This window comes from Rhodanobacter sp. BL-MT-08 (genome assembly GCF_054161255.1).
In genome coordinates this window covers 725105-741259 of sequence record NZ_CP167872.1, presented here as the reverse complement: position 1 = coordinate 741259, position 16155 = coordinate 725105, and the positions used below count along the sequence as shown (strand labels likewise).

Below are 16155 nucleotides of genomic sequence, written 5' to 3'. Positions count from 1 at the left end.
TGTTGGGGGGAGGAGTATGTCTGCAAACAGGATCGTGGCCAGTGCGTTGACGGCAACAATCGGCGCGTCCGTCGGCTCGGCATCGGCCGCCCAGCTCGACTATTCGCTTTACGCCGGCATGGAACACAGCGACAACATCGCCCTCAGCGCCACCAATCCGATCAGCCAGAATGTGCTGGTGCCCGGGGTTGCCTTTACGTTTGCGCAGCAGGGATCCACCTTGCAGGCGGACGTCGCGGGTGCGTTCGAATACCGCGACTATCTCGGTAACGCCTATGACAGTCAGCCGGTAGTGCAGCTGGCCGGTCAGCTCAAATGGACTGTGCTCCCGCAGCGGCTGGATTTTACGGTGCAGGACTTTGCCGCCGTGCAGCCGCTGTCGCCGCTGGCGAGCAACTCGCCTGACAACCAGCAGCAGACGAACGTGCTGTTGCTCGGACCAACGCTGTATTTCCGCCTGACCCCAGCGCTGCAAGCCCAGGCGGAGCTGCACTACATCAACAGCGACGCCTCCATCACCAAGCAGTTCAATTCGTCCCGTGGCGAGGCGGCGCTTCGCGTATTCGAGGATCTGAGTCCAACCGACAGGCTGTCCGCGAACTTCGAATCGCAGCACGTGAATTTCTACGATGCATCAAATGCACCGAACCCCGATCCAAACGCTGCGCTCGACGGCACGCTCGTCGATCCCAACTACAATCGCAACGAGCTCTTCGGACGCTATGTGCGTCAGCTTGCACACTTCGATTTCGATATCGCACTCGGCTGGTCGCAAATCGATTTTCGCGGATTGCCCAGCACATCCAGTTCGCTGATACGCCTCAATCTCGCATGGCGGCCCACGCTGCGCAGTACCTTCACATTCGCCGCCGCCCGTCAGTACTCCGATGCAGCGCAGGACATGATGCTGCAGCCGGGGCAGATTCTCGCCGGCGCCGATCCGCGGGCAGGCAACACACCGACCAATCCTGACGGCATCAATACCGGCGATTCGGTTATCGACCCGCAGGTTTATCTCGATCGCCGGCTGGAGGCAACCTACGCGTTCAGCAGCGAACGGCTCACGCTCAGCATATCGCCGCTGTTTCGCAAGCGTAGTTATCTCAATGACCCCTTCTTCAATCAGACCGGTCGCGGCGGCAGCGGCGGCATCAATTATCGGCTCACCGAACGGATGGCGCTTGCGGGGTTTGCCGATGTGGAATCGCTGACTTACAGCTCGTTGAACCGCCGCGACCGAACCAGTGATTACGGCCTCAGCCTGAGCCAGCGTCTCACGCCGCACTGGAGCTGGCGCGTGCGACTGACTCACCTCCAGCGCGACAGTACGGCGCCGGATCAGGGTTACCGTGACAATGAAGTCTACTTTGGCGTCGTGTTCAATCGATGAGCGCGCAGGCCATGCAAAGTATTCCCTTTCATTTTGGCGTCGATAGCGAGCTGTTCGGCATCTATCATCCCGTTGCCCTCGCCGCGGATCGAAGTGTGCTGCTGTGCCCGCCGCTAGGTCAGGACCTGATCCGCAGTCACCGGCTTTATCGACAGCTGGCCGAAGCGCTGGCTGCCGCGGGAATACCGGTGCTCCGCTTCGACTATTTCGGTACCGGCGATTCGGCCGGCGACAGCATGGATGTGGACTGGCACCGCGCGCTGGCCGATGTGAGCACGGCGGCTTCCGAGCTTCATGCCCTCAGCCACTGTCGACGTATCCACGCTTTTGGCGCACGGCTTGGCGGCAGCCTTGCGCTCACCGCCGCGGCAACCGGGCTTTTCGACTGCCTTGTCGTTTGGGACCCTGTACTCAACGGTGCGGCGCATGCGGCCCAACTCGACGCTCTGCAGACCCTGCTGCGTGACGACCTCGGCCGCTTCGTCAAATCCCGATCGGCGGACGATGCCGCCGATCAGTGGATGGGCTTCGCCGTCAGCCCCCGATGGCGACGGCAGGTAGCGGCTGTCCGGATTTCGTCAGTACTAGCGCGCACTGTTTTTCTCGACTCACTCCCAGCCGGATCACCAAGTGGAAACAGCTACAGCGCCATCACCGGCGTCGGCATGGAAAAACTTCAGAATCCCACGCTCTGGGACGATCTGGATCGCGTGGAGCATGCAATCCTGTCCGCCGAATTGATCCGCATCGCCACCAATCATTTGCGACTGGCTGCCTGATGAAAGAACATGCCTTCCGCTTCGGCCGCGCCCGGCATCTAGTCGGCATCGCCGGATTGCCACGCGATGCGTCTGCCGAGGTCGCCGTGGTCATGCTCAACGCAGGCTTTGTTCACCGGATCGGACCGTTCCGCCTTTACGCCGAAATGACCCGGAGGCTCAATGCCATCGGCTACCCCACGCTGCGCTTTGACCTTTCCACCCTGGGTGACAGTGGCGCCAGCGGAGAATCACAGACGCGCATCCAGCAGGTACGTGCCGACGTAGCCGACGCCATGCAGCTGCTGACGGAAAAGGCCGGCTGCAGCCGTTTCATCGTGATCGGCCTTTGCTCCGGCGCGGAAAATGCCCACCGCGCTGCCTGTATCGGCGCCGGGATTGTCGGCGCCGTTTTCCTGGACGGCTACATCTACCGCACGACGGGATTTCTGCTGCGCCACTACCTGCCGCGCCTACTCAGCGTCAAACGCTTGCGCGGTTACGTGGCGCGGGTTCTGCGGACGAATATGAAAAAAGACTCGTCACCGCGTTTTGGGGTCGAGTACCCCCCAAAGGCTGAAGTCATCGCCGATCTTTCCGGAATGCTTTCCCGGGGCCTGAAACTATTCTTTCTATACAGCGGTGGAGTGAGTCACTACATCAATCACCAGCGCCAGTTTCGCGAATGCTTTGGACGTCTGGCCTACCATCCACAGATCAGCGTCATGTTGCTCGATGACACTGACCATACCTACATTCTTCGCGGCGACCGAGAACGTCTGTTTGACGCCGTCGAAAATTGGCTTGAACGGAACTTCCCCATCGAAGCAATAGCCCGGAATTTATCGTCATGAAGACCATCCTGGTAACCGGCGGTGCCGGCTATATCGGTAGCCACGTTGTGCAGCAGCTTACCGGCCGCGGTGAGCGCGTTGTGGTTGTCGACAACCTGTCCAGCGGCTTCGTCGAGGCGGTGCACAATGCCGAGCTGGTGATCGGTGACGTGGGTGACCGCGAGCTGGTTAACGGGGTGCTCGCCGATTACGATGTCGGCGCCGTAATGCATTTTGCAGCACACACGATCGTCTCCGAGTCGGTCAGCAATCCGCTGAAGTACTACGCCAACAACACGGGCAATACCCGCAACCTGCTGGCCTGCTGTGCTGACGCGGGTGTCGGCATGTTTATTTTTTCATCCACAGCAGCGGTCTACGGCATGACACCCGGCGGTGTCGCCGATGAAAACACGCCGACGCAGCCGGCCAACCCATATGGCCAGTCCAAGCTGATGTCCGAAACGATGGTGCGCGATGTCAGCGCTACCGGCGCCATGCGTCACGTGATCCTGCGTTATTTCAACGTGGCCGGTTGCGACCCGCAGGAGCGCATTGGCCAAAATACGCCCAACGCGACGCTGTTGATCAAGGCGATATGCGAACACGCGGTCGGCAAGCGCGAAAGCATCTCGATTTTCGGCACCGATTACGAAACGCCCGACGGCACCGGAATTCGGGACTACATCCACGTGGAAGATCTCACTGCGGCACATCTGCGTGCGCTGGATCATCTGCGCTCTGACGGAAAGTCTCTGACCCTCAACTGCGGCTATGGCCACGGGTATAGCGTGCGCGAGGTCATCGACGCCGTGCGGCGTGCCAGCGGCACTTCGATGAACATCATCGAGCAACCGCGTCGCTCGGGTGATCTGCCTAAGTTGATTGCGTGCGCCGACGAACTTCGACGGACATTCGGCTGGGCTCCGAAATACGACGACCTCGACATCATCGTCGGCACGGCACTGGCGTGGGAACGCAAGCTGGCGGCCAGGTCTGCGGCAACGATACGCTGACCGACGTTCCGGCATGGCACGCCACGCTAAAGTCACTCGAATGCTCGTCGGCGATACCCGTTCGAACTTCCGCCAGCAGGATGCCCCTGATGCATAAAACCGGGAACCCATCGAAATGCGTGCTGCCTGCGTGGATTCCGCTGGCGGCTTTTCTGCTGCTTCATGGCACGGCCTGCTCCACTGGCGCACATTCACCGGCGTGGCAATCCGTGGCATCTGCTTCGGCAACCGCTCACGCTGTGTCGGGCAACACGCCTGATGGCAAAGTCAGATCCCTGACGCCGGTGAACGTGCCTGGATCAAACGGCATCGATCCGCGCTGGCAGACGATCAGCCTGCGACGGCACGGCGCAGTTGGCAAGACTGTCGCGGTGACGTTCGGCATCCCCTTTCCTCCGGGCGTCTTGCGCGATGTCGGCTCGCTGCGCATTGTCGATGAGCAAGGCCGAACCATGCCGGCGCACGTAACGCCCTCGCTGTACTGGCACTTCAAGGATGGCAGCATTCGCGCAGTGCGCGTCCAGCTTCGCACGCCGATGAATGGTGACAGCCGCCAGCTGCGTTTCGAGATCGGTCCGGCGCACATCACCACACAGACCGATGGCTGGCCCTACGCGGACGATCTGGTAACGAGTCCCGAGGCCGTACGTGTTCCCGGCGTGCTCGCGCTGCTGACGCCGCAGTGGATGTCCGCATCGTTGATTGCAGGCCCGCAGCAGGCCTCCGAATCCCCGACTGCCTACGATGCCTACGTGGCAACCCAGTTCAAGTGGGCGCAGCGACTCCCCCGCACTGTGGGATCGTCGTGGCTGTTCGATCGACCGACCACGCTGTTCCAGGCCTACGTGCGCACTGGACGAGCAGATTATCTGGCGTCCGCCATTGAGAGCTATCGTTTCTACATGGGCCATCTGCGCCGCGTCGGTGCACCGGGCTGGCCGCTGTGTGGGGGCGGCTGGAGCCTCGGCGAGGTCAACGTCTGCGATCCCAAATATGTCTATGTCGAACCGATCCTGCTCGCGCTTGCGCTGACCGGTGACGACATCGATCATGACGCCGGACTGATCGAGCGCATGATTGGCTCATGGGACACCGGTGGATGGAATTTTCCCGCCGGCCCCTACGCCAAGGTCAACGAGCGCTTCACCGAACGCGAAGCCGGTCTTGGTCTCATCGCCACCGTCAGCGCCTACGAGCTGACCGGCGACAAGCACTATCTCGATCGCATCAACGATCGCATCGGCTGGCTCTATGCACATCAACGACATAATCCCGATGGACTGGGCGACGACGGTTCCTGGCGCAACAGCTGGCAAAAACACGAAGACGACAGTTACAACGCGGCAACCGATGTTCGCGGCACGTCGCCCTGGATGACGGAAAACATCATTGACGGTCTTTGGCACGCATGGCTGGTAACCGGCGATCCGCGCATTGCAACGATGATCGCGAGTTTTGGCCGCTACCTGGAACAGCATGGATGGATCGATCCGAAGTCGGTCACCTCCAACGAAAAGGATTGGCGCAACGGCTGTAGCGGTAGCGATGGGCAGATCAGCTGGTACTGGTCATCGGCGCACGCGAGCATGGGGCAGCTCACGGCCATCCAGAATTCGGAAGGCTGGTACAGCGACTCGCATAATGTCGAACTGATGCTGCCAGTGGCTGCGGCGCGCTACTTTGAGAGCAACCCGGTGCAGCAGCAGGCGCTCGACCGGCGACTGACGCTACTTTCACATTCGTACAATACGATTTGTGCAGCCAACAGCGAGACGCCGCGCCGATTCAACTGGAACAATCGCGGTGTCGGCGTCGTGCAATGGCTGCTGCACCAGCCTGCCGGGAGCGGCGCAGTGCCAAGGAGATCGACTCACATGACGCCGTGACTCACGGCCGCCGTACGGAGTCCCGACGCTTGGCCAGCGCGTGGCGCGTGTAGCGCAACATGCACAGCAACGTGTAGAACAGACCCAGTCTCTCCACCTCGCGATAAATCGTCCACTGCCAGCGAGCCGCACGTAACTTATTGGCGGACAGCGAGGTCTCGCGCACCAGGTACCAGGCCAGTGGCTCGGCGATCGCCACGCGCGTGGCACCCCCGGCTCGACGCACCTGCTCCAGCCAGAACACGTAATCCTCATGACCGATACGGCGGAACGGCACGTCGCCCAGTCGACGGGCATACACTCCGGTCAGATTGCCGATGAAGTTACTGGCAAGCATGTCGCGCCAGCTCACCTTTGCCGGCGGTGTTACCCGTCCCAGCACGCGGCCCTCCTCCGACACGCGAAAATACGCCGTGTAGCTGATCTGCGTATTGGTTTCGCGCATATTGTCCAGCTGTATTTCCAGCTTGGATGTATGCCACCAATCGTCGGCGTCGAGGAAGGCGATGTAATCGCCTTGCGCCGCAGCGATGCCAGCATTGCGTGCGGCAGCGACGCCGCTATTTGTCGGCTGCCGAAGCACCCGCACCCGCGGATCAGCTCGCGCATAGGCGTTGAGAATCGTCAGGGATTCATCCTGTGATCCATCGTCGACGGCAATCAGTTCCAGCTGCCGATGCGTCTGCTGAAGCACGGAATCCACTCCCTTGTGCAGCCACCTGGCTGCGTCATACACGGGCATGATCACGCTGACCAGGTCACCGCTCATGATCAGCGCTTACCGGCTCTCGCCGCACGCGCCGCAGCGATTCCCGGCGGCGGCGGAAGCTCGTAATCGCGGTAGTCGCCGGGATTACCGGTGCAGCCGGCTTCGGCGGCCTTGATGATGTTGTACATCTCGCGCGCAGTGACGTAGTGCAGAGCGTGTCGTATCCCATCGTTATAGTTTTGCTCGAGATGGTCGTGCATGGCGTGCGCGGCATCACCCAGCAGCGTGTCCATGTCAGGCTCCTGCGTACCGTGCGTGTGGATCTTGACGAATATCCACTCCGGCTTGCCCTGGACATGGATACCCGTGTCCACCCACGCATCCACTCGCGCCGGTAACGGCGGGCTGGCGCGTCGGATGTCGGAGTTCTCGATGCGCGGAATCAGGCCGAAGCGACGCTCGCGCCAGTTCAGACCCAGCGGCCCCTGCACGATCATCAGATCGCCAACGGACTTGCCACCAACGCGCACCGGTTCGCCGGTGTTGTGGGATTTCGGCCGCTGCGGATCGTCGGTCGCGTAGTAGATCGCGTTGATCGTTTTTGTCTGCGTGTCACTGGGCGCCGACGGCAGAGTGAAGTCCGCATAACAGCCAAGCTCGCGCAGCAGGACCAGCTCGTTGTTGATGCCGCACCAGCGACCGTCGGCGCGCGAATTGTCAAGGCTCCAGTTGCCGTGAATGAAACCGAAGCGAAGTTGCCCGGTGGTCGGATCGCGCGCGAGTGCACCGTGACGTTCATGCAGCAACTCGTTGAAGCGACGGATCGTCGCCGTGAAATTTTCCGCGGTGTCGTCGTCGTGATGCAGATGGATCTCGATTTCACCATAGCCATCGGCGCACAGCAGCGCCAGTTTGGTTAGATGCTCTTCGACGTACTCCTCTTCCGGATAAAAGAAGCTGTGTTGCGGCGGCCGGCCGTCGGCATCGCGATGGGCCGAGGCCAATGCACGATAGTCGCGACACCAGCGATCGACGCGCTTGCGCTGTGTGGGCAGATCGACCCGTCGCCAGTTCGGCTCGAAGTGATCAACGAAGCAAAACATGAGATGGACCGGGCCAGTGACTGCCGCTCGCCTGGGTCGGCGCAGATAGCTGCCGATCCAGATCTGCATGTTGCGCGCGCGAATGGCCCAGGTCAGCAATAGCGCGGCCAGGGCCAGCAGCAGGATGAGCAATGATGCGATGACGATGATCATCGGGTTGTTCCTACGTGTGGCAGCAGAGTCAACAGCTGCTCGGCGTTGTTGCGCCACTGCCGTTCACGAACGATGTAGGCATGCGCGGCTGCGCCGATGCGCTGGCGCTCCTGGGTCCGTACGGCCAGATCGATCACGCGCTCGACGCAGCGATCGATCTGCTTGCGTGGAAACAGCCAGCCGGTTTCACCGTCGCTGACCACCTCGGCGATGGGTGCATAGTCAGGAGCGATCATCGCCACGCCCATCGCCATGAATTCGAAGAGCTTCATCGGCGAACCGTATTCGTTCGAATCGGGCAGCACGGCGTAATCCATACAGGCAATCCATCCCGCGATATCGTCGTGCGCGACTCGACCGGGCATCAGCACCCGGTCAGCGAGTCCACGCGCGGCGACCAGTTCACGGATGGCTGGCAGAGTAACCCCGTCACCTACAAGAACAAGTGCCAGCTGCGGCGCTTCGGCTAGACGCGCGGCGATTTTTTCGACGAATGTATCCATGCCGTGCCAGTGGGCGAACGCACCGATGTGGCCGCACACTACCCGTCCTGCCAGACCGCGCTGGGCGCGAAGACTTTCCGCATCAAACCGCTCGGGATCGAAGCGCGCGAGATCGGCGGCGTTGGGCGAAATCACCGAGGGCGCAATCGCGCCGTAGGCGCTTTTGGCCTCGTTCCAGAAATAGCTGGAAATGAAGACCAATCCGGTAGCATTTTTCAGGCACCAGCCTTCGATCCGTCGCGCCGGTCCCTTCAGCCAGAGCGGCCGCACCCGCTCGACCAGGGCAGAGTCGTTGATCTCCAGCACGACCGGGATGTTCCGACGGCGCGCGAGCCAGACCGTGGCACACAGAAAAAGCGAATAGCGCTCGTAGATCAACTGCGGGCGCAGCCGCCGCATCGCGGTACGCATGCGCACCAGCGTGATCAGGTTATAAGCCAGCTCCATGCCCTCGAACAGCACGCCGGGTAGCGCGGAGACCAGGCCTGCAAGCCGGCCGCGGCCCGATCCGCTGGACGCGCCGCCTGCATGCTCGCTCTCCGGATCGGCACCGGGAAAGGACAGCACACTGACCTGGTGCCCGAGTCCGCGAAGTGCGTCGACGATGCCGCGAATATGCACGCCTTCGACATGCCGACCACGGGTGCGGTGATGATAGAGAATCCTCATGCGACTTCGGGCGGTAGTGCGCAAATCCGCCGTCCGGCTCTTTTCCACTCTGGCAGCATGATCGCCAGGACGCGCGCCGCGCAGGCATCGTCGTCGTGCATCAGCACAAGATCTCCAGCGCGTGGTGGCTTGGCACGTAGGCGCGCGATCACGTCGTCGTCCGGCCAGTGCTTGTAGTCCATGCTGTCGTACGACCAGTAAAACACGCACCGGCGCTGGCGCATGAAGTGCATCAGCAGTGACAGCGAGAAGCTTCCACGCGGGGGCCGGAAGCGATGCCGGTCAAGATAATCGAACGCTGCCAGCAGTGCATCAGTGCGATCAATCTCCGCCAGCTGCTGCTTCAGCGTGGTCTTGCCGAACGCCGAAAGATGACTGTAAGAATGGTTGCCCAGCGCATGGCCCTCGGCCACGATGCGGGCAGCCAGCTCGGGATGCTTTTCCACCTGCTTGCCTATCAGGAAAAAACTGGCCTTGGCATTGTGCTGCGCCAGGAGGTCGAGCAAACGCGGCGTATAGGCGGGATCGGGACCGTCATCAAAGCTCAGATACAGAGCATTGCCATCACGCGGCCCGCGCGTGAGCACAAGCGCATCCGGCAACAGACTCAAAAGTTGCTGCTTGTTCGGCTTGAACTTCATGGGTTAACGCCGAGTCTGGAGGAGTGCCCCTCGACTGCCGCCCTAAGGATGCGGTCAAGTCGCTGCACATTATCGTCCCAACGGAAGCGGCTTGCATGCGCGACTATCTCTGCGGCGTTCCACTGGCGTTCACTTGCCTCGATCAGTGCGGCCTGCAGGCTGGGTCTGTCGCGTGGAAGCACCAGGACACCGGCCAGCGCCGGCACCACCTCCGGAATCCCGCCCACGCGCGTAGCCACTACCGGCGTGCCGCAGGACATCGCCTCGAGCACCACATTGGGTACGCCCTCGTTATGGCTTGGCAGGCACAGCACATCGGCGGCGCGGAACCAGTCGCCCAAGCCCACGTGCGTCACCGAACCCACCAGCTGGACCTGCTGCGAACAGCCGAGCACCGTCGCCCGCTCAAGAAGTTCAGACATGCACGGTCCGCTGCCGACATAGGCAAGCCGTGCTTCCGGCCGGACCGAAAGCAGCCCTGAAAAAGCCTCCAGCAGATCCATGCAGCCCTTGGTCTGTTTGAGGTTGCCAACGAACAGGAGCAGCGGCGATCCGTCCGCCAGTTCAAGCTGACGTCGTGCAGCAGCGCGGGAACCGGGCTTGAAACGATCACCGTCGACACCGTTGTAAAGCGTATGAACGCGCAGTCGATCCGCACCGATTGCGATGGCCTTGCTGGCCAGTGCACGACTCACGGCAATCACTGCGCCGGCCTTCTGCAGCGCGCCGCGAATCTGCCAGCGACGGAGGGTATGACTGGCCTGCACGTTGATGTCGCTGCCATGAAGCTTGACCACATAAGGAACGCCGAGCATGCGCGCCAGCCAACCGGCCGCCACCGCGTCGGGGTAACCCCAGCTGGCAAGAATGCAGTCGTAACGCTTCGCACGTAGGCGACGACCGCGCTGCACCAGCAGGCAGACTAACCAGCACATCGCATGCAGTGCACGGCCAATTAAGGGTGGATATACGAAAGTAAAATGGTCGGTGCTCAGATTGGCTACGTCCACCCTGCCGCGTGCGCCGCGAAGACGTTCGCGAAAATCCACGGCGGTCAGTACGTCTACGTCATGCAGCAGGCCGAGGCGCTCGAACTGCTGCAGGTTGAATGCACTGCGCAGCGGATCCCACGGCGTCGGAAAGAGGTTGGTCAGCACCAGGATTTTCAGACGCGTACTCATGCCGGAACAGCTCCATACAACACGGCGTAGCGCGCCGCCATCGATGCCAGTGAACCCTCCACTTCCACCCAGCTGCGTGCCGCATCGCCTACCGCACGTGCGCGCTGCGGTTGTTCTATCATGGCGATCAACGCATCCGCCATTGCCGCCGGATCGCCAGGCGGCACCAGCAGACCCGTCACGTCATGGCGCAAGATTTCGCCATTGCCGCCCACATCGGTCGCCACGATCGGCAGCGCCACCGCGCAGGCCTCGAGCAGAGCCATCGAATAACCCTCGCTCAGCGATGACAGCGCAAACACATCAAAGCCCCGCAGTAGCTCGCTCACGTCGCTGCGATCGCCGAGAAAATGCACGCCGTCGGCGACACCTCGGGCGACCGCATGGTGTTTGAGTTCGCCACGTAGCTCACCGTCGCCCACCAGTACCAAGACAGCCTCCGGAAGACGTTCGCGCACCTTGCCAAAGGCGTCAATCAGGCCGGCGTGACCCTTCGCCCAGTTAAGTCGTCCCACCGTGCCGATGACGCATGCACTTTCGGCAAGTCCCAACGTCCTCCGCCATTGCTCACGATCAATGGAAGAGGCGATCTGGAAATCCTCAACGCGAATGCCGTTCGGGATCACAGCTGATTTTTCCGCCGGCACGATGCCGCGCTGAATCGCGGCACGGCGGGCTGCCTCGCAGACAGTGACAACGGTTTTCGTGTTGATCAGCGCGCGCCGGAACAGCCACTCGCGACGCCGAGAGCGGCTGTTCTCGCCCATGCCGTGGCGGGTGGTGATGGTATGCCTGATGCCCAGCCCCAGCGTCGCCAGCACGCTCTGGTAGTGCGCGACGGCGTTATGGGTATGCAGCACGTCGGTACGCTGCAGACGAACGGCGTCGCGCACGCGGGCCAGCGCGCGCAGGTCAAGACCCTTGCGCTTGCCACCGACGATGACCGGCACGTGGTGCTCGTCCAGTTCATGCGCCAGTGACCCGCGCTCGAACAGACAAATGACCTGACAGTTGTGGCCCTGCTGCCGCTGCAGCTTGACCAGCTCCAGCACCATGCGCTCGAGGCCACCGCGATTGAGGTTTTCGACGACGTGCGTAATGTTCATGGCACTGCCGCCGGACCCAGCTCGGAAACCGTAACGCGCAGCTTGCCGCTGGGCGTCAATGCAATATCGTCGACAAAACGACAGGACAACTCGATGCTGGTACCGAGCACCTTGGCCACTTCGCTGCGGATATACGCCATCGACGCATCGTTGAATCCAGCGCCGCGCACAATAGCCAGATCGAGCCTGTCCAGCTGGCGTTGAACGACCTGAAAACGGATCAAGCCAGGCACATCCTTCAGCATGTGGGGGAAAAACTCGCCAGGCAGTACGTGACCATCCGGTGTCCTTATCGCATCAAGCGTTCGACCATCGATGCGTTCGAGCAGCGGCAGCCCGCGACCGCATCCGCACGCGGCTGACGATGCAGTGGCCATGTCACCATTGACGTAGCGAACGAACGGCATGCCGTAATTGAACAGATCCGTGATGACCACATCGCCAGCGTTTTGCGCGACGTGCGCCCCGGCGGGTTTCCGCAGTTCGACGACCAAGTGGTCGGCGTTGACGTGCATACCCTCGCGTCGTTCGCATTCCGATGCAATCAGCATGAACTCGCGGCAGCCGTAGGTGTTGTATGCCGGACAGCCGAAGGCCTGCTCGAGAATCTGCCGCTGAAATTCATGCAGCGCCTCGGCCGCGCCGATGATCGACTGCGGCCGAAAGATCTTGCGGCCGGTGGCGATCAGCCACTGCGCCAGCCGCACCAGCGGACCGACGTAAGCCACAATCACCTCGGGCCGATAGGCATCGATGGCATCGGCGTAGTCAGCCATGTTTGCCTCGGTCATCTGGAAACTGTTGAGTACGTGCCGCGCAAATGCGGCGTTGTACAGGCGGTCCTTGAACTGCCTGACCCGACCAGGCTGGCCGACCGCACCGCCCCAGAGAAACAGCGTCCTCCGTCCCATTCGCGAACCCGCCCACTCATAGCCACGCCACATCACCGCCGTGCGACGATCGTTGCTTTCGCGGGTATACCCGAAGCGCATCGGCTCGCCAGTCGAACCGCCGGTTGCCTTGTAAAGCATCCCGTCACGAAGCGAACCCGCTTTCAGCGCGGCGGCATGCTGGCGGATATCGGCTTTGGTCAGTACCGGCAGCCGTGCGTAATCGTCGAGACTGCGAATATCTGAAGGCGCGATACCGAGTTCCCGCCATTGTTCGCGGTAATAGGGAACGTCGCGATAGCAATGCTCCAGCAAAGCCTTCAGACGCATCCATTGCAGCGCGAGAATTTGCTCGGTCGTCAGCCACTGATCACGACGATAATCGGCCAGATAGGCCAGCGTGTGACGGCGGCGCAGGCCGGCTTCGTAGACGGGGTAGAGCACCTGGCGAAAGGCGGCTTCGTACCACCCGCTCATGGTGACGGCCTGTAGGCGCGAGCACTTGACCAGCTCAACAGACGTCCAAACGCCAGTGGCTTGCCGGCAGCAAAACGCTGGTGAAGCTGCTGCAGCTGGACAATATCGGTCGTGCTCCAGCAACCAAGCAGCAAAGTCAGCAGAAGATAGCTGACCGTAAGCGTCAAACCTCCGAACAACAAGGTGGGGACTGGGGACCAGTGCAGTCGTCCGATGCTCGAAGCAAGCAAGGCCGCCGCCGCCGCCGCCAGAACAATTCGCGACAGTCGACTCCACGTCAGATGTACGCCGCTGACACGCATGCCGATTATCAGATAGCTCACCGATGAGACCACGGTTTCGGTCACGATGGCGGTGACGGCACCCTGCAAGCCGAAGGCTCTGATGAGCGTCAGGTCGAGCGCGAATTTCAGCACGCCAAAGAAGATTGTCATGATCAAAATCGTATGCTGGCGGTCGGCGCTTACCAGAAGACTGGACGCTCCTTGGGTGACCGTGCTCACCGCACCGGCAAACAGGCACCAGGCGAACACCGGCGCCGCGGCTGCATAGATACCGCCATACAGCAGACCGATCACGGAGCCGGAGAACGTCACGCCGAAACCCACCACCGGCGCCGCCAGCAGCAGCAGGTAGCTGGTCGCATCGACGAAACGCCGGCCAGCGACGCCACGACCCTGGCTGAGCGCCTTGGCCATCATCGGCAAGAGCAGCGCCCCGAACACGCCGGGAACCAGCAACATGATGCCCGTCGCAAGCTGGTATGCGACCTTAAAATAGCCAGCCGACTTTGGCGTGGCGTAAATATTCAAGAAGAGAATCTCTACATCGCTTGCTATCAGAAAACTTACGATGATTGTCACAGACACGATGCGAAGATGACGGCGCATCCTTTGGATTAGATGGTCCTGCAAATGGCCAGACGGCGGGAGACGGCGAAGAAGGCGGCGTACGTGAAAGCGCGACGCAAGAAAAAAAAGCGCGCTGGATGTTGCATACACCATCAGAAACCACGTGATCGGCGCATGCAGCAGCATGGCGGCAAAGACCATCAAAAGATTCAACGGCGCTGCGATCAGCGCTACCTTGGCTGTCGCATTGAATGCCTCGAAGCCTTTGGCAATCGCGATATTGAACATATATGGGGCGCGCATCCCGACAGCAAACATCAAAAGCACGAATTCAAGAAAATTCAGATCAGCCGCATACCGTTTGGCCGCCACCAGGAACAGAAGAAGGCCGGCACCAAGAACCAGCAAGAGATGCCAGCGCTGCACTCGACGGAAATGGGCCAACAGCGGCACTATCAACTCTTCGCTGCCGGCGCCACGCAGTTCCGCCACGAATTTGATAACGCCAGTGGTGATACCCGAATTAGTGAGGACGACGCCAACTGCTGCGAACCAGATGAACAGCCCATAGTGGCCATAAAACGTCGGACCCAAATGGCGCGCGATGATGATGGCGGCGAACATGCCGAGGAAGTATTCCGTGTATGTCCCGATCGACGAGAACAGGACGTTGCGCAGAGTGCGGTTATCGTTTTTCATGCGCTTCGCATCAACACAGCAACGACGATGAAGAGAAACACGATCGATGCTGCAGCGATCGGCAGCCAGCGCCAGCCATCAACCGGCAGGCTGAAACCGGGAAGCTCTGGAAAACGATTGCGTGCGCCGACGAAATACCCCACCACCACCGCAATCAGCAGATACATGACGATCATGTAACTGCGGCTCAGAAAAAACGCCGCCGCAAACATTCCGCAGAGCGAAAGCAGCAGCGTCATGCCCACGCTGCGCTCAAGCTCCCATTCTTCGGCTAGACCGGTTGCCGACACGTCTGAATTTGCCAAATGAGCACTTGCAGCGACGGTGGTGACAACGGAAGGCCGGTAGCGCAACACGCGTATCATCATCCAGAAGCTATAGCCGACAAAAGCCAGCCATGTGACGTAACCGAACAAGCCCGTTTCAGCCAGCACAAGCACGAAGGAATTGTGCGCTGTCAGATAATTGTAGTCGGTAAAGTTTCCCGCACCCACGCCGAATACGGGATGCTCCCTGAACATGTGCAGGCCTTCGTACCACGCGTCGACCCGCCCAAAGGCCGACTCTTCATCCGGATCGATATCCTGTGCACGCGAGGGCAGCATCAGCAACAGCGCCATGCCCAGGCTGCTGAGTATGCCGGCCGTCACCAGCCCGCGCTTGAGCAGGAGATAGACGGCGACAATCACCATCACCGCCAGAAAGGCGCCGCGTGAATTGGTGAGATATACACCGTACGACAACAACGCAACGCCGGCTAGCCAGAATGCGCGCCCAAACAGCCCCCCACGCGAACTGAGATACGCCGCCATCGGCAGCGTCGAGACGAACAGCAGGCCAAGGTCATTGGGGTCGTTGAAAATTCCCACGTACTGGATGCGCCGATCTTCAGACAGGCCCATACCCGTCCATCCAACGCCGTTGTTGAACTGATCGATACCGTGCAGCGCGAGCACCATGGCGCACAGGGAAAACACCGCAAAGGTGATCACCACGCGTTTGCGGCTGGTCGCGACGGCGGTGGAAAGCACGAAGAAGGCAATGACGCCCGGTCCGAATTTCGCCGCCTGCTCCAGCGCGCCGCCGCTCCAGCCATTGGCGACCTCCGACATCATTAGAGCCAGCATGAAAACCGGCAAAATCAGAAACTGCGGTGCGGCAAAAGTCTTTCTGGTGGAGCCGACCCACATCAGAAATGCGAGCGCCAAAATCACCGGCAGCAGCGGCACGCCAAACAATCCCGGCAGGTAATCCTGTGGACGGATGATCGTCAGGGCCAGATAAACCAGA

14 protein-coding genes are annotated in these 16155 nt (G+C 61.0%); 5 read left to right on the top strand and 9 right to left on the bottom strand.

Annotated features, from left to right (window positions below):
* Positions 1–16 precede the first annotated feature (16 nt).
* The 5 genes from ACDK93_RS02910 (at position 17) to ACDK93_RS02890 (ending at position 5883) form a co-directional block, all read left to right on the top strand.
* Positions 17–1390 carry a surface lipoprotein assembly modifier gene (locus ACDK93_RS02910; RefSeq protein WP_458071092.1) on the top strand — a complete coding sequence of 458 codons (1374 nt, stop codon included), beginning with the start codon at positions 17–19 and terminating at the stop codon, positions 1388–1390.
* An 11-nt stretch (positions 1391–1401) separates the two neighbouring features.
* Positions 1402–2169, top strand: a complete 768-nt coding sequence (locus tag ACDK93_RS02905; RefSeq protein WP_458071091.1) for an alpha/beta fold hydrolase — start codon at positions 1402–1404, stop codon at positions 2167–2169.
* A complete protein-coding gene (locus ACDK93_RS02900; protein WP_458071090.1) occupies positions 2169–3002 on the top strand; it encodes an alpha/beta hydrolase in 834 nt (277 codons plus the stop codon). The genes ACDK93_RS02905 and ACDK93_RS02900 overlap by 1 nt, the downstream gene beginning before the upstream one ends.
* Entirely contained in the window at positions 2999–3997 is a 999-nt protein-coding gene (galE, locus tag ACDK93_RS02895; protein WP_458071089.1) for a UDP-glucose 4-epimerase GalE, read from the top strand. Before ACDK93_RS02900 ends, galE begins: the two co-directional genes overlap by 4 nt.
* Positions 3998–4086: 89 nt before the next feature.
* On the top strand, positions 4087–5883 hold the full coding sequence (locus ACDK93_RS02890; protein ID WP_458071087.1) for a hypothetical protein: 1797 nt from the start codon (positions 4087–4089) through the stop codon (positions 5881–5883).
* A 1-nt stretch (position 5884) separates the two neighbouring features.
* Here ACDK93_RS02890 and ACDK93_RS02885 read toward each other — a convergent pair whose 3' ends face one another.
* Genes ACDK93_RS02885 through ACDK93_RS02845 form a run of 9 tightly spaced genes read right to left on the bottom strand, consistent with a single transcriptional unit; the run spans position 5885 to position 16094 of the window.
* Complete coding sequence (locus tag ACDK93_RS02885) at positions 5885–6652, bottom strand: glycosyltransferase family 2 protein (protein WP_458071086.1); 768 nt, start codon at positions 6650–6652, stop codon at positions 5885–5887.
* Between the two features lie 2 nt (positions 6653–6654).
* Positions 6655–7905, bottom strand: coding sequence for a hypothetical protein (locus ACDK93_RS02880; RefSeq protein ID WP_458071085.1), 1251 nt, complete (start codon positions 7903–7905; stop codon positions 6655–6657).
* A complete protein-coding gene (locus ACDK93_RS02875; RefSeq protein ID WP_458071084.1) occupies positions 7845–9020 on the bottom strand; it encodes a glycosyltransferase in 1176 nt (391 codons plus the stop codon). The genes ACDK93_RS02880 and ACDK93_RS02875 overlap by 61 nt, the downstream gene beginning before the upstream one ends.
* Positions 9017–9661, bottom strand: coding sequence for a polysaccharide deacetylase family protein (locus ACDK93_RS02870; RefSeq protein WP_458071083.1), 645 nt, complete (start codon positions 9659–9661; stop codon positions 9017–9019). The genes ACDK93_RS02875 and ACDK93_RS02870 overlap by 4 nt, the downstream gene beginning before the upstream one ends.
* The gene (locus ACDK93_RS02865) at positions 9658–10842 is read right to left on the bottom strand and encodes a glycosyltransferase (protein WP_458071082.1); all 1185 of its coding nucleotides are present in this window, start codon (positions 10840–10842) and stop codon (positions 9658–9660) included. Before ACDK93_RS02865 ends, ACDK93_RS02870 begins: the two co-directional genes overlap by 4 nt.
* Complete coding sequence (locus ACDK93_RS02860) at positions 10839–11948, bottom strand: glycosyltransferase (protein ID WP_458071081.1); 1110 nt, start codon at positions 11946–11948, stop codon at positions 10839–10841. Before ACDK93_RS02860 ends, ACDK93_RS02865 begins: the two co-directional genes overlap by 4 nt.
* Complete coding sequence (locus ACDK93_RS02855) at positions 11945–13315, bottom strand: phenylacetate--CoA ligase family protein (protein WP_458071080.1); 1371 nt, start codon at positions 13313–13315, stop codon at positions 11945–11947. The genes ACDK93_RS02860 and ACDK93_RS02855 overlap by 4 nt, the downstream gene beginning before the upstream one ends.
* Positions 13312–14865, bottom strand: coding sequence for an oligosaccharide flippase family protein (locus tag ACDK93_RS02850; RefSeq protein WP_458071079.1), 1554 nt, complete (start codon positions 14863–14865; stop codon positions 13312–13314). Before ACDK93_RS02850 ends, ACDK93_RS02855 begins: the two co-directional genes overlap by 4 nt.
* Complete coding sequence (locus tag ACDK93_RS02845) at positions 14862–16094, bottom strand: O-antigen ligase family protein (protein ID WP_458071078.1); 1233 nt, start codon at positions 16092–16094, stop codon at positions 14862–14864. Before ACDK93_RS02845 ends, ACDK93_RS02850 begins: the two co-directional genes overlap by 4 nt.
* Positions 16095–16155: the final 61 nt, after the last annotated feature.

Excerpts from the sequence above, each read along its gene's own strand:
- ACDK93_RS02910 (WP_458071092.1), top strand. The coding sequence starts at position 17 with ATGTCTGCAAACAGGATCGTGGCCAGTGCGTTGACGGCAACAATCGGC.
- ACDK93_RS02905 (WP_458071091.1), top strand. The coding sequence starts at position 1,402 with ATGCAAAGTATTCCCTTTCATTTTGGCGTCGATAGCGAGCTGTTCGGC.
- ACDK93_RS02900 (WP_458071090.1), top strand. The coding sequence starts at position 2,169 with ATGAAAGAACATGCCTTCCGCTTCGGCCGCGCCCGGCATCTAGTCGGC.
- galE (WP_458071089.1), top strand. The coding sequence starts at position 2,999 with ATGAAGACCATCCTGGTAACCGGCGGTGCCGGCTATATCGGTAGCCAC.
- ACDK93_RS02890 (WP_458071087.1), top strand. The coding sequence starts at position 4,087 with ATGCATAAAACCGGGAACCCATCGAAATGCGTGCTGCCTGCGTGGATT.
- ACDK93_RS02885 (WP_458071086.1), bottom strand. The coding sequence starts at position 6,652 with ATGAGCGGTGACCTGGTCAGCGTGATCATGCCCGTGTATGACGCAGCC.
- ACDK93_RS02875 (WP_458071084.1), bottom strand. The coding sequence starts at position 9,020 with ATGAGGATTCTCTATCATCACCGCACCCGTGGTCGGCATGTCGAAGGC.
- ACDK93_RS02870 (WP_458071083.1), bottom strand. The coding sequence starts at position 9,661 with ATGAAGTTCAAGCCGAACAAGCAGCAACTTTTGAGTCTGTTGCCGGAT.
- ACDK93_RS02865 (WP_458071082.1), bottom strand. The coding sequence starts at position 10,842 with ATGAGTACGCGTCTGAAAATCCTGGTGCTGACCAACCTCTTTCCGACG.
- ACDK93_RS02860 (WP_458071081.1), bottom strand. The coding sequence starts at position 11,948 with ATGAACATTACGCACGTCGTCGAAAACCTCAATCGCGGTGGCCTCGAG.
- ACDK93_RS02855 (WP_458071080.1), bottom strand. The coding sequence starts at position 13,315 with ATGAGCGGGTGGTACGAAGCCGCCTTTCGCCAGGTGCTCTACCCCGTC.
- ACDK93_RS02850 (WP_458071079.1), bottom strand. The coding sequence starts at position 14,865 with ATGAAAAACGATAACCGCACTCTGCGCAACGTCCTGTTCTCGTCGATC.